12 protein-coding genes are annotated in these 13,374 nt (G+C 67.6%); all 12 read left to right on the forward strand.

Features of this window, described 5'->3' with window-relative positions; all coding sequences use genetic code 11:
• Positions 1-375 (forward strand): hypothetical protein (locus ACQEUR_RS18485; protein WP_433032492.1); only part of this gene is annotated, 375 nt, incomplete at its 5' end.
• A 356-nt stretch (positions 376-731) separates the two neighbouring features.
• A complete protein-coding gene (locus ACQEUR_RS18490; protein WP_433032495.1) occupies positions 732-896 on the forward strand; it encodes a hypothetical protein in 165 nt (54 codons plus the stop codon).
• A 68-nt stretch (positions 897-964) separates the two neighbouring features.
• Positions 965-2,293, forward strand: coding sequence for a cyclophane-forming radical SAM peptide maturase AmcB (amcB, locus tag ACQEUR_RS18495; RefSeq protein WP_433032498.1), 1,329 nt, complete (start codon positions 965-967; stop codon positions 2,291-2,293).
• A gap of 54 nt (positions 2,294-2,347) precedes the next feature.
• A complete protein-coding gene (locus ACQEUR_RS18500) occupies positions 2,348-3,397 on the forward strand; it encodes a hypothetical protein (protein ID WP_433032501.1) in 1,050 nt (349 codons plus the stop codon).
• Between the two features lie 296 nt (positions 3,398-3,693).
• Positions 3,694-4,470, forward strand: coding sequence for a S1 family peptidase (locus ACQEUR_RS18505; protein WP_433032503.1), 777 nt, complete (start codon positions 3,694-3,696; stop codon positions 4,468-4,470).
• A 101-nt stretch (positions 4,471-4,571) separates the two neighbouring features.
• Positions 4,572-5,711 (forward strand): S8 family serine peptidase, encoded by a 1,140-nt coding sequence (locus ACQEUR_RS18510; RefSeq protein ID WP_433032506.1) that lies wholly within the window; start codon positions 4,572-4,574, stop codon positions 5,709-5,711.
• Positions 5,708-6,757, forward strand: coding sequence for an Imm1 family immunity protein (locus ACQEUR_RS18515; protein WP_433032509.1), 1,050 nt, complete (start codon positions 5,708-5,710; stop codon positions 6,755-6,757). Before ACQEUR_RS18510 ends, ACQEUR_RS18515 begins: the two co-directional genes overlap by 4 nt.
• A gap of 32 nt (positions 6,758-6,789) precedes the next feature.
• Entirely contained in the window at positions 6,790-7,164 is a 375-nt protein-coding gene (locus ACQEUR_RS18520) for a hypothetical protein (RefSeq protein WP_433032512.1), read from the forward strand.
• A gap of 1,091 nt (positions 7,165-8,255) precedes the next feature.
• Complete coding sequence (locus ACQEUR_RS18525; protein WP_433032515.1) at positions 8,256-8,885, forward strand: hypothetical protein; 630 nt, start codon at positions 8,256-8,258, stop codon at positions 8,883-8,885.
• Positions 8,886-9,638: 753 nt separating this feature from the next.
• Entirely contained in the window at positions 9,639-11,333 is a 1,695-nt protein-coding gene (locus ACQEUR_RS18530; RefSeq protein WP_433032743.1) for an amidohydrolase family protein, read from the forward strand.
• A gap of 237 nt (positions 11,334-11,570) precedes the next feature.
• A complete protein-coding gene (locus ACQEUR_RS18535; protein WP_433032518.1) occupies positions 11,571-12,173 on the forward strand; it encodes an N-acetyltransferase family protein in 603 nt (200 codons plus the stop codon).
• Positions 12,174-12,258: 85 nt separating this feature from the next.
• On the forward strand, positions 12,259-13,302 hold the full coding sequence (locus ACQEUR_RS18540; protein WP_433032520.1) for an ATP-dependent DNA ligase: 1,044 nt from the start codon (positions 12,259-12,261) through the stop codon (positions 13,300-13,302).
• Positions 13,303-13,374 lie beyond the last annotated feature (72 nt).

Consider the following 13,374-nt stretch of genomic DNA (forward strand, 5'->3'; position numbering starts at 1 on the left):
CCGGTCGATCAGGGCGTTTACGGCTGGAACAGCCGCTACGGCCACGGCTCCCTGGACCTTGCCGTCCCCACCGCCGACGTCTCGCCGACGCCCTCGCCGACGCGCGCACCCGCTACCGCCGTGGCGACACCGGTACGACCCAGTTCCTCGCCGGACCCGGAGAGGGCGAAGTACGAAGAGCAGGAGGAGCGAGCCGCGCGCTGGACGGCAGTGATCCTCGCCGCAGCCGGGGTGGTCAATCTGCTGCTGCACGTGCTGCTGGTGTGTGCCGTAGCGGTCGGCGCGATCGCGCTGATCGCCGCGGTCGTATACCTGCCGAGCCTGTCGCGTCGGATTCGCACCCGCCGGGACGGGCACCCCAGGAGGCTGCCGTGACAGAACAGCCGTCGCTACCGCCGGCTAGCCCGCCACCCCTGAATCCCGGCGGATTCGTGATGCGCGCTGCCCTTCGGGCCATCAACGGGATAGCCATCTTGGTCGCCAGCATCGGATTCACCCTAACCAAACCGAACCGCACTCGACCAAGCGCTCGGGGGCCGGACCGAGAGCGAAGACCCTAACTAGGCGACGAGGCCGTGGCCATGTACCGCCAGTGGCCACGCCGACCTGGCGGTGGAGTCGGCCGGCACGGAATTTGGGTGGTTCCGGCTGCCTTAAAGCGACGCCACGCCGTATAGAAACCGTTCACCATCGATGAGAGGAAGTTCAACGACATGGCCCACACTGCGACAGTGGTCAGCCACGACCCGGAACTGAATTCGACAGTTGAGGAACTCCTCGACCAGCAACTGGCGCTAGATTCCGGGGCAGACAACCCCTCCAGCTTCACGCAGTGGGGCAAGAATGCTCCCTTCGTCCAATGGTCGAAGCTCGGCGCCGGGCCGTTTAGGGCCTAGAGCATTCTGAATTCCGTAACGGATGCAGGCATGGGCTGGCCAGGCGCAACGAAGGGAATGGATCTGTCATGAAGGATACGCCTACGGGTGACAGTACGGGTTCAATGCCGTCCTCCCTCCAGGTCGGCGGCATCGCTGTCTGCGATAGCGCACCAGAAATCGATCCGGGCGATCAGAAGCCTCTCGACTCCCTATCGCATAGTTTCGGTCTCGTGCTGGCGCAGCCGACCACGCGTTGCAATATCGACTGTGCGTACTGCTACCTGCCGGGGCGAGACCGGCGCAATCGAATGTCGGTCGAGGTCGCCGAAGCGATCGCCCAGGGCATCTCGGTGCAAGACGGGCGGCCGGTTACCGTCGGGTGGCACGCTGGAGAGCCGCTTGCGACAGGGCGTTCCCATTTCGAACGGCTCCTGGCGCCGTTCGAGGAGCTGCGCGACTCGGGTGTGATCGCGCACGCTGTGCAGACGAACGCCACCCTGATCAACGATGGGTGGTGTGACCTGTTCGCGGAATACGGCGTGGCGGTCGGCGTTTCGATCGATGGGCCAGGGCAGTTGAACTCGGCGCGCCGCGATTGGGAGGGACGCGACACCTACGACCGGGCGATGCGAGGCATCGCATTGCTGAATTCTCATGAAATCCCGGTCACAGTCCTCACCGTAGTCAGCGCGGCAACCGTTGACCGCGCGTCAGAGGTGCTCGGATTCCTGGGCGAACTGGGGACTGCCGCCGTCGGCTTCATTTTCGAGGAGCGCGATAACGCGAACCTTGACCGGGGCCGTCCAACAATCACCTTCGAGCAGGCGGTGGCGTTCTGGAGGGAAGTGATCGCGTACCTGCGTGCCAACCCCGGCTTGCGGGTCCGCGAGATCGCGGACCTTGCGCGATTCCTCAAGCACCAGGAGCCGGCCCTCCCGGTGGAGCCTCTGCCCACCGTTGCCTACAACGGCGACGTGGTTGTCACGGGACCCGAACTCGCCGGCGCGCCTGCGCCTGAACACGGCAACTTCGTCGTGGGAAACGTATTAACCACGCCGCTGCCTACGATCATGGAGCAGATCCGGAACGTGGACTATGTTCGACGGTTTGCCACCGGGCTCGTCAATTGCAGGAATCGCTGCTCGTTCTGGGAATACTGCGGAGGCGGATGCACCGCCTCCAAGCGATGGTTCGAGCACGGCGCATTCGAAGCGACCGAGACCACCTTTTGTCGAAACCGAATCCAAGCGCCGGTCACGGCGCTGCTATCGGTGATGGACGAGGAAGGGCTGCACAGCGATACCCGGTCAGGGACCAGGGATGAGCTTCGGCGGATAGCAGGCGCCGGCCGGATCGCTGATGCCCCAAACCCCCAACGTCGGGCGGCACCAGCGGAACCGAGCCGTCCCCACTGAGCCCACGAGGCATGTATCCGCACTGGACGGATTGCTGAACCCGGAGGAGCTTTTATGACCTGTATTGATGTCGCCCTGATCAACTATCAGGACGGCGGCCTCAGAAAAGATGGGGGCTACGACTTCCGCCCGCTGCAACGCGCGTTCGCCGTCGCCCCGGCACCCCCCGCCCTCATCCTGTTCTGCGAGGCGAAGAAATACGCCGACGAGGCGGGTGTGCCGATGTACGGGGCGGCCGAGGCGCTGTCCGACGAACTGGGGGTGCCCTACTCGGTCGATCTCGGCTGGATGCAGCGCGGACCGATGCCACCGGCGGTCTTCTGGAATCCGAACGTGCTGACCCTGCGTCGCTGGTGGCGGCCGGGCGCCACGGGCGCCTACCTCGATCAGGTCAACGTGGCCAAATTCGCGGTCGTCGACAGCGGGGCCACCGCGGCAGAGCGCGCCGAGTTCTTGGCATTCGTCCATCACCTCAGCAACGTCTCCGGAGACGATCGGCTGGAGGAGGCGCGGCGGATCGGCCGCTACGGCAGCATGCAGCAGCTGCCGGTGATCGGCGGCGGCGACTTCAACAGCACTGCCTCAGGCAAGCACCTGCCGCAACGGAGGTGGGAAGAGGCGCCGTTCCCGTCTCGCAGACACAAGGGCATGCTCGGGCCGGACGGCAAGTGGGGGCCGGACACCCGCGCCATGGACTACCTCATCGGCTGGTGGGACAAGGAGACCGGACAGCGCAAGGACGGCGCCGGGCTGCACGCCGTCGCGGAGCTCGCCTGGCGCGACGACCCGAGCAAACTCATCGTGCCCACCGTCAATGAGGGCGTGGATCCAGGCGGTGAGTTGCTCATCGACTACCTGCTGGTCAACGACGCGATGCTGCCCTCCGTGATTCCGGGTAGCTACCAGGTCCACATACCCGACCCGAGTGCGCCGTATCCGTCGGACCACCGGCTGGTCACCATGCAACTCGACCTGAAGTTCTGTAGGCAACCCGCCCGCCAACTGCCCCCCGAACCGGCCGGCGCCGTGACTCGGGATACGGACCGTCCCGACGTCAACGCCCATCCGGTACCGACGGTCGCGGCCCCGACCGCAAGACGCTGACGGCAGCCACCCGCAACGCCAGCGCAACTAACTTCCGGCCGGGCTACCAGCGGACCCCGGCCGGACAACCCCTCCTCCTCGGACGGGTATCTGTGTGTCCGCTGACAGATGAAAGGCCCCCTTTGTTCAGATATCGAACCAGGGCTGCTGCTGCCGCCGGCACCGCGGCGGTCGTCGCGGCCATGCTGGGCGTCCCCCAGCCCGCGGTGTCCGCCGCCCCCCAGGGCGGACACCGCACGGTGATCCCCCGCCCGTTCCCGGCTCCGCCCGGCTGGGACAGCGAATCTCCGGGTGACGTGCCGAGCACGCGCATCGTCGGCGGGGAGCCGGCCACCCGGCAGCCGGGCGCGGTCAGTATCCAGATCAACCACCGCGGCGATCCCAACTGGCCGATCTGCACCGGATTCCTGCTGGAGCCGTGGCGTGACCGCGTCCTGACCGGTGCCCACTGTGCCACGCCCAGGCCCGGCCAGGCTCCGACCCCGGACGGATACCACGTGCGCGCGGGGTCGCTGGACCGCACCACGGGCGGTACGGTCGCCAAGGTCATCGGGGTGGTACACCCGACGCAGTGGGACTGGACGGTTGGTGACGGGCAGCCCACCGGCGACCTCGCGATCCTCAGGCTGGACCAGCGGGTGCCGCACCGTGGGCTTTGGCTCTCGCCCCGGATCGACCGGAGCAAGCCCGCCCGGTTCTACGGATGGGGCCTGACCGAGCCCGATGCGACGGCGCCGCCCGTGCACCTTCAGCAGATGGCCGCTGAGGTCGTGCCGACCGAGCAGTGCGCCGGCGGCTTCCCGTCCGCCGCCGGGGAACTCTGCATCGACAAACCTGGCGGCGGCGGGCCCTGGCGCGGCGACGGCGGCGGCCCGTTGGTGCAGGACATCGGCGGTCGAACGGTGGTCGTCGGACTCCTCAGCCGAGGAGCGGACGAGAGCGCACCCGGCCACCCGATGGTCTGTACCGACATCACCTACTGGTGGTCCTGGGTCCTGCGGGCGGCCATCACCGGCCCGACCACCATCGGGGCCGCGACCGGCAGCGCAGCTAAGCCGCAGCGTACGTCCTGACACACCGGTTCACAGCCGGCCCGTCCTCCCACCTCGGGGGCGGGCCGGCCCTCGGGACGTCAACACACTCCAGCAGCGCTTATTGGAAAGGAATCCGCGAGATGAGGGCATGGTTGCGCCGAGGCGCCGCTGCGGCCGTGGGCGTAGTGCTCGTCCTGGGAACCGGAGCGGGCCCAGCCAGGGCCGATGGGGTCCGCGACCGGCAGTGGCATCTGCCGGCCCTCCAGGTGGCCGAGGCGCACACGATCAGTCGCGGCAAGGGTGTGATCGTCGCGGTCCCCGACACAGGTGTCGCAGCCGATCATCCCGACCTGGCCGGCAGCATCCTGTCGGGCGTGGACCTGATGGGCGACTCCACCGACGGTCATGTCGACACCGACGGTCACGGCACCGCGATGATCGGGCTGATAGCCGCCCGCGGACACGGCCCGGGTAGGGCCCACGGCGCGCTGGGTATCGCGCCCGAGGCGACGGTCTACCCGATCCGGGTCGGGCGGGGGATGTACATGCCGGGAGACACCCTCGCACCCGCCATCCACGACGCCGTGCGGGCAGGCGCCACCGTCATATCGATGTCCCTTAGCGGTGGGACCGATACGGCGCTTCGAGAGGCGGTCCAGGCCGCGGTGGACGCCGACGTGGTGCTCGTCGCCGGTGTTGGAAACCGACCCGAGGCTCATCGCGTGGGCTACCCGGCGGCGTACCCCGGGGTGCTCGCCGTGGGTGCGACGCAACGCGACGGCCGGCTGGGTGAGGTGTCGGTGAGAGGCGTCGAGGTGGACATCACCGCCCCCGGGGTCGACCTCGTCAGACCGGCCCTCGACGGCTACGGCCGGGGCACGGGCACCAGCGGCGCCACGGCGATCGTGGCCGGCGCCGCCGCGCTGATCCGGTCGAAGTATCCGCACCTGTCGGCGGTGCAGGTCCGGGACCGGCTCACCAGCACCGCCACAGACAAGGGCCCACCGGGCCGCGACCCGCAGTACGGCCACGGCGCGCTGGACCTACTCGCGGCCCTGAGACCGGAGCTGACACCCAAGCCCACCCCGCAGGTGTGGCGGACACAGGAGCAGTGGCCGCCGGCTGAGGCCGCTGCCCCCACCGACCGGCCGGCAGCCTTGAAGCTCAGCGGCGCGGCGTACACGGCGATGGGATGCCCACTGCTCGTTCTCGCCCTGACCGGCGCTGTCTGGCTGGCGCTCAGGCGCCGGCGCCTCACCCGGAAGGACCAACAGGCGTGATCTTCGGTTCGGATTGGCACGGCCACACCGACCAGTTACCCACACAGGCTCACGCTCTCGCCTGGATCGATGAGGTCGCGGCCATGATCCAGGCTCACGGCGGGACCGGTCAGACTCTGTGGCTCGGACCCGCGGCAGGCACTCACCAGCTACGCGTCGACATTGACGTCGAGGCCGGCCGCGCGGCGCTGCGATGGCTGCCCGACGACACCTACGGCGTCGAGCTGCCGCCGGGCCAGCCCATCACCGTCCTGCACTGCCATGACCTCGGACTTGTCACGATCCCGGCCCGCCTCGTACGCGTCTCGGCCGCCACCGCCCGCGCCGTCGTCGCCGAATACGCCGAAACGGGGCGCAAGCCCACCGGCGTCATCTGGCAGCCGTGTGGCGGTCGTGAGGGAATTCGACGAGCAGGTCGCCGGGAACTGCTCGATGGCGCGGAGGTGGCGCGGCGGCGCGCTGTCGCGGCAACCAGGTCCATCACCGCCATCGACGGCGCGCTCAACGGCAACGGTTGGGGTTCGGACACGAGACGGAGTCTGCGTGCCGCCGGTGACCATCTCGACGTCGTCGTCCGGGTGCTGTCTCGCCGTCGTCGAGCCGGCACCGAATTGGCCTACTGGATGCCCCTGATGATCTGGGCCATGATGATCGTCGCCCGCAAGCTTGAGAGCTATCCGATGATCGCGGCGACGGGCCTGGCGGCTGTTGTCGCGAGTGCCGGGGTCGATGCCCTCATCCGGGCGCGCTACGAGACTCGACTCGCCGCGGTCCCGACCCTCGCTCCATACACCGCCCAGTACGGGCATCTGTGCATCGGATCGGTCAAGGACCAGGTCCGCGCCGCCGCCCAGGACCTCGATGCGGCACTTCACCTGACCGTGGGGCTACGCGAGCTGTTGCCGCTTCCCCCGCCAGACCTGGCAGTGCCACGCTACCGGCGCCCCCTCCGAGCAGCCGCCCACCATCTCGATGCGGCCCATCACCACCTGTACGCGGCGTCGGACGCCATCCACCACCTGTCCGCCCGGGTCCAAGGACTATGAGCGGGCTCCCGCGATCCCAACGCGTTGACGCGTTGCGGAATCTCATCGAGCTGCGTCTGCCTCTAGACGAAGCCACGACAGCTCTGACCCGCTTCCCGTGGGACAGCGACGCCGAACTGGTCGCGCTGACCCGAGCAGATGCCCTACGCCTGCTACGCCGATACCTCCACGGCGACCTGACCGCCGTCGACTGCCAACGCTGGGCCGAGGCGCTGGAAGGACGTGACGACATCGGCCTGGAGACCGGGTTCGAAAACCTACTCAAAGGCTTCTTATTCGAGATCGCCACACCCGCCCTCTTCGGGGACCTCACTCCCGCCCTCGCCGCCACGTGGGAGACGACGCTGTGTGCAGCGGAGGGAGATCGAACCACTCATGCCGGTCCCGGCAAACCCGGCCGAGCATGACTGGCACCGGCGCCCCGAGCGGGGAGAGGGCGGGCCTGCGGTGACGACCCGTCAATCGCTCCTGCCGGCCATCATGAAGCTGCGGGCTCCGCAGCGGCATGTCTCCAGTGGCGCGGCCGGGCTCATCGTGTCGTGCGCGGTACTCCTGGCGGGACCGGTGTTCCCACCGACGGACCCCGATCACCCGGTACGGTCCCGGCCACGGCACCTCGACGCCCTGCAGGTCACCACCGCGCATCACACCAGCCGGGGCACGGGCGCGGCCGTCGCGGTCATCGGCACCAGCGTCGTCGCGGCCCACCCCGATTCCGCCGGCGCCGTCCTTGCACCGGCGGTCGACGAGGCAGTACACCGGGGAGCCGATGCGCCTGATGCTCTCGTTGACCGAGCGACCATCGAGCCGGCTCAAAGCGGTTGTCGAAGCGGCGGTGGCCGCCGACGTGGTAGTCGTCGTGGACGCCAACGGCCATCCCGGCGCCGCCGCATACCTGGCAGGGCTACGGGGTGAGGCCGTCGTCGGGGCCACCGGAGGCGACGGCACGACAAGCCCGCTGTCGCTGGTCGGCCAGGTTATCGACCTGGTCGCCCTCGGGGTCGACGTGTTGACCAGTAGCCGCGACGGCGGCTACCAGCAAGCCAGCGGCACAGCCGCCGCGGACGGCGGTGGTGGCCGGCGCGGCAGCGATGGTCCACTGGCGGCGTCCCGACCTGCCCGCGAGCGACCTGGTGCACCGGTTGACCGCCACCGCAGCGACAGACACATCCCAGCAGCTCTCCACCCAGACGAGAACACTATGAGCCGACGATTGCGGCGGAATCTCATCGAGCCGCGTCTGCCCGCGACCGAGGCCGCTGCCGGCCTAACCCGGGGCTCATGTCAGTCGCGGGATACCACGGCCGAGTACGGGTTTCAAGCCGGGCCAACCCGCGCAGGAGGTCAACTCATAGCCATCAGGACCAGTCGACTACGACAACCTCAACGAACGGAGGCAGCCGAATTTAGCGAACCAGTGGTACCGGCAGGCGTAGGAGCCTACCTAAGGTGCCAACCGAAATATAGCCGTCACCAACAGATCGAGTGGTAGAGGCGCATGGAACTGATGACGCATGAACTGATTCCTATGCACGCGAGCCTGAGTCTTCCCAATCTGGTCATTGACCGATTGGCTGACCTTGGGATAGCTTGCAACAGCGTCGTCGACGCGATTAGGTTTGCGAACCTCGGCGAGCGTCGGGCTCAAGGCTTGATTGACTTAGCTGAGTCCGATCGCCGCAACATGACGTCGACACTGGGTGCCGCTCATGAGCTGGCGATTTCTGAGTTGGCCCACATGGATCACTTGTTCTTCAGATACGCCAAATATGCAGGAATGTACGCCACCTATGCGGTACGAGTCGCCGCAGCGGTGGCAGCGGGCCGCCTGCCACCCGATTCTGATGTTATGCCAGTTCGGCCGTCTGACGTGATCAGGGAGCCGCAGGTGTACGTCCCGCTAGTGCGCCTAGGGCAGGAAGGAACGTTGGTAGCTACCCATGCGGCGGTCATGGAGACGCTTTTGGGCATGACTGGGGAGACTGCCAGATTTTATCGAGATGACCGGGCGCGGTGGCCTCGCCCAGCAGGATCGGTCGAGGTCAACCACTCCTTCCCCAAGGCGCTGCATGCTTACGCCGCAGCGCTCGCCTTCGCCGTTAGTAGTCACTCGACTCGATGTAGCTGACTCGTAATGGCATATCACCGGCTGGCGGTCACTTCACGAGCCGGCCGCTGCTGCGGCAGTCCACGTCGTGCGCCTGGCCGAGGTGCGTGCCGCCATGCATGCGTCGAGCGACAGGCTGCGTACCGACATGCAGGACAGGCCGGATGTGCCCGTAGCTGAGCGAATCGCCGGCCAGCGTCGCCTCTTGGCCCGCATGGCAGGTCGCTACCGTCAAAGGGTCGGTACCGACGGCAGGCGGGTGGGTGCCTGTCTCATGCTCGCGGCGGTGCATCGCCTCGCTGACTCAGACCGGCTCTACCAGTTAATCCGACCCGCCCGACCGAGGGTCGCATCGATGGTCCGGCCAGCGGCTGTCGCACCGCTCGACAGTCCCGCGTCGGGCCTTCGGGACCGCGCTCTCGGTGCCGCCGGACGAGCCGTCCAGTCCGGAAGTGCTGTTCTGGGAACGTGACGGCGCGTCGTCTAGGACAGCCCGACCATGCCATTGCTCAAAAACCGAAACGTCGTATGCCGCTCCGGGTCAGCCCCTGTCAACAAGAGTCATCTTGCGGAACTGGTTGACGGGCGCGAGCCTTGATCCGAGTCATACGAGGTCCGATTGGGAAGCGGAGGGCGATGATGTCGTTTCGGATCACACGGCAGGGGTGTGCACATACATGAGGTCGTGTCGGCCGCAAGCGGCGGAATCGCACCAGTTCCACAGCCTCTGCCACAAGGCGGGCAGAATCACGCTGGTGCGAATCGGTGAAATCTATGGCGAATAGCGCGCGGATCGCCGCCACGAAGATCGGAAGGCGGGCTCTGCTCCGCGCGCCCGCAGCGATGAGCGGCGCCTTGGGTATTGCGACCGAAGCGCCCCGCGCAACGCGAGCGGCGGCTCAGGTGGGCCCCGGCGAAGATCTCGTCCTGATCAATGGGCGCGTCCACACCCTGGATGCCGGTCAGTCTATCGCACAAGAGATGCGTATCAGCGGTGGCCGCGTCGTCGCGGTGGGCCGACGAGTGGACCGGTCGCACGCCACGGTGTTCGATTTGGATGGCCGAGCCGCGTATCCCGGACTAATCGACAACCATGTGCATATGCTGAGGCTCGCGTTTCTGCCCGGCTATACCGTACGTGGCCTCGAAAGGACCTTCACGGTGTCGGCGGCCTGCGCGGCCATAACCCGCCAGGCGCGACAGGCCCCGCCTGGATCCCTGCTTACGCTGCTCGGCGCGGTCGCGCGGCGGCAATTCGTCGAGCGCCGCTTCCCAACCAGGTCGGAGCTGGACCGTGCGGCGCCGAACCATCTGGTCTACCTTTCCGAATCCGGTAGCGGTCCCGGGCAAACGAACAGCGCCTGCCGCCAACACCTCCGACGCCTCGGAGTTGCCGTGGCGGACAGCGGTGAGGTGCCAGCCGGTCCCCTCACTGATCTTGCCTACAGCAAATTGTCGGGTCACAACACACCCGATCACGCCTGCCGGCAGCTACTGGATGAGGCCTCCTACGCCCAGCGGCTTGGCCTCACCACCGTCATGGACATGTCCGGCACCGTGCCCGGACTCGGCTACCTCGATCCCGTCACAGGATACGAGCCCTATCTGACGCTTGTGCGCCAACAGCGTCTGTCCCTGCGGACGCGAATCTTCCTGCCCGGGCGCGACGACGACCTGGAGCTGGGGTCCCTGCGTGATGTACTGGACAACCACTGGCGCGAGGTGAACATCGACTCCGACCTGCATCGCGTGGTTGGCGTCGGCGAGTGGGCCTGTGGCCGGCAGGCATTCAAGGACTTGACCGGCCCAGTCAACCGAGCGGCCACGGCCGAGATCGCCCGTCGCATCGGCGACCAACCAGAGGACGGGTGGATCTACCACCAGCACGCCATCAGCGCAGATGAGATTCGGCAGACCCTCGACCTTTGGGACGAGGTGAACCGTACATACCCCCTACGTGGACGCCGCTGGTCCCTGGGCCACCTCGATGGCATAGATCCAACACTGATACGGCGGGCCAACCGCCTGGGAATCGGCTTAGGCGTACACCCCTGGCAGTACCTGACCGGTGACTCTCTGCCCCCCGCGCGGACGATCCTCGATACCGCCACCGTACCCGTCGGCGGGGGATCCGACGGCGCACGAATATCATGCCTATCTCCCTGGAGCATGATCTACGCCCTCGTCACCGGACGAAACTCCGCCGGCGAGATGGTCAATCCCGGGCAGACAATAAGCCGCCTCGAAGCACTCACCCTATACGCGGGCCCACAGCAGGGCTTCTTCAGCCGAGAGGAAGGCAGGCTCGGTGGACTGCAGGTGGGCGGCTACGGCGATCTGATCGTCCCGAGCGCCGACGTGCTCGACGCCACGGAAACGCCCGACCCTCGTATTCGGGACATCTATTCCGACCTGACCGTGATAGGCGGATCGGTCGTGCATGACACAGGCACCATCCGGCGATGGTGACAACTGACAGGGGCACCGGCGCCGCCCTTGGCCGGCTGCGATGACGGTGATTACCGCCCGGGCAACGCCTCGACGGGATTGCCCCGACACCGTCGTCGGTTCGGCGCATCACGAACAGCCGCAGCAGCAGGGGCCTCCCAATCGGCAGGAAACCAGCGCAGGCTCCGGCCTGACTACTACCGGTGCCGAAGACCTGCGCCGAGGGCCGGCAGAGCCACCGAGGACACGGAGACGAGCATGACCACCGACGCGCCCGGCGCCGCAGACACAGTCGAAATCATCGCCCTGTCCGGCGTGGCGGTCCTCGTCCGTACGGCCCACAGCGATGACCTGGCGGCCGTCAACGACCTACACGGGCGGTGCTCACCGCAGAGCCGGCGAGCCCGCTACCACGGCCCGCGTGACGCGCTCCGGACAACCGAGTGGCGCAGGCTGGTCGATCCGGCGCGCGCCTGGAGCGTCCTGCTCGCAGCGGCCGACGAGCCAGACCGCGCCATCGGCTTCGCCAGCCTGATACGTCTGCCGGATCCCGACAGTACCGAGGCCTCCCTGCTGATCGAGGATCGGTGGCAGGGCTTCGGGATCGGAACGGCGGTCGCCGGCCACCTCACCACGGTGGCCAAGCGCTCAGGCGCACCAGCGCTGACCTCATGGATCGGGCCAGCCAACGTCCGCGCCCTGCGCATCGCCCACCGGCTCGGCGCCGACGTGCGGGTGGCCGACGGCGTCGCCGAGGCGCGGCTTGTGTTGCAACCACGGGTCATCGCCGTACCGCCCTACGAGCCTACGGCGGTGTCCTACCTGCCCGCGTGCCGTGGCACCACCAGATCCTCATGGTGACTCCGGCTCGGTGGGACACCCCGCCGAATCCAACCCCTAGGCGACTGTCGGCAGCGTAGCGTTGAGCCCGAGCTTCCCCCCGGAGGTGACCACGCGCACCCGGGGGAACCGCATGCTTCGACCGCCGATCGAGCCGATGCGGGCGCGGGCAATAACCGACCTACCCGACGTCGGCCACTCGGGAGCCACCCAATTTGAGCCGAAGTGGGACGGCTGGCGGGCGGTCGCGTTCATCGACCGGACAGGGGTGATGCTGCAGTCCCGCGCAGGCCGGCCACTGCATCCGTACTTCCCGGACGTGTGCCGCGCCCTGGCCGCGACCCTGCCGCCGGGGACGGTCGTCGACGGCGAGCTGGTGGCGTGGGAAGTCACCCACGAGCGAACGTCGTTCCCACTGCTGCAGCGTCGCATCACGGCTGGCCGTCACCTGCCCGAGGAGACCCGACAGCACCCAGCTCACCTGGTGATCTTCGACCTGCTTCAGGAGTCCGGAGCCGAACTGCTGAAGATGCCGCTGACGGCACGGCGAGCCCACCTGACGCGGCTGCTGGCTGACGGCCCGCCTCAACTGCCGCTCTGTCCCCAAACCCGTGACCGCGAGGTCGCGCTGACCTGGTTCGACCACGGCCCGCAGGTCGGGATCGAAGGTCTCGTCGCCAAGGCTTCCGCCGGCGCCTACCGGCTGGGGCGGGCGGACTGGCTCAAGATGCGGAAGCGGGCCAGCACTGAGGCCGTGATTGGGGGAGTTGTGGGCCCCCTGACCGATCCGATCATCCTTCTGCTCGGTAGGTTCGACCTTGCCGGGCGGCTGCGTTACGTCGGACGCACCACCCCACTGCCGCGACCGCAACGGCAGGAACTCGGCGCACTCCTGCCGATCACGGCATGGAGCGGGTCCTGCGAAGCCCACCCTTGGCCACAGCCGTTACCGCCGGCATGGAGCGGCCACTTCGACCGACCTCAGCCCACCACCTACCTGCCGGTCGAACCCGTGATCATCGTCGAAGTGAGCGCGGACGTCGCCTGGGAACGGGGACGGTGGCGTCACCCCCTGCGGTTACTCCGGATCCGCCTGGACCTTGAACCCGAAGATATCGAACTCCTCTCAACGCCCTTCCGCTACACCTAGTTGCGGCGATGATCGTGTCGCACCCATGCCACATGAGCTACGAGGGCCGGAACGAACAAGAGCGCCTTCCAC

Origin of the sequence: Plantactinospora sp. CA-290183 (assembly GCF_050936375.1) — a bacterium.
In the GTDB taxonomy this organism is placed as follows: Bacteria; Actinomycetota; Actinomycetes; order Mycobacteriales; family Micromonosporaceae; genus Plantactinospora.

Coding starts and splice junctions, on each gene's coding strand:
- amcB (WP_433032498.1), top strand. CDS start 965: ATGAAGGATACGCCTACGGGTGACAGTACGGGTTCAATGCCGTCCTCC.
- ACQEUR_RS18500 (WP_433032501.1), top strand. CDS start 2,348: ATGACCTGTATTGATGTCGCCCTGATCAACTATCAGGACGGCGGCCTC.
- ACQEUR_RS18510 (WP_433032506.1), top strand. CDS start 4,572: ATGAGGGCATGGTTGCGCCGAGGCGCCGCTGCGGCCGTGGGCGTAGTG.
- ACQEUR_RS18525 (WP_433032515.1), top strand. CDS start 8,256: ATGGAACTGATGACGCATGAACTGATTCCTATGCACGCGAGCCTGAGT.
- ACQEUR_RS18530 (WP_433032743.1), top strand. CDS start 9,639: ATGGCGAATAGCGCGCGGATCGCCGCCACGAAGATCGGAAGGCGGGCT.
- ACQEUR_RS18535 (WP_433032518.1), top strand. CDS start 11,571: ATGACCACCGACGCGCCCGGCGCCGCAGACACAGTCGAAATCATCGCC.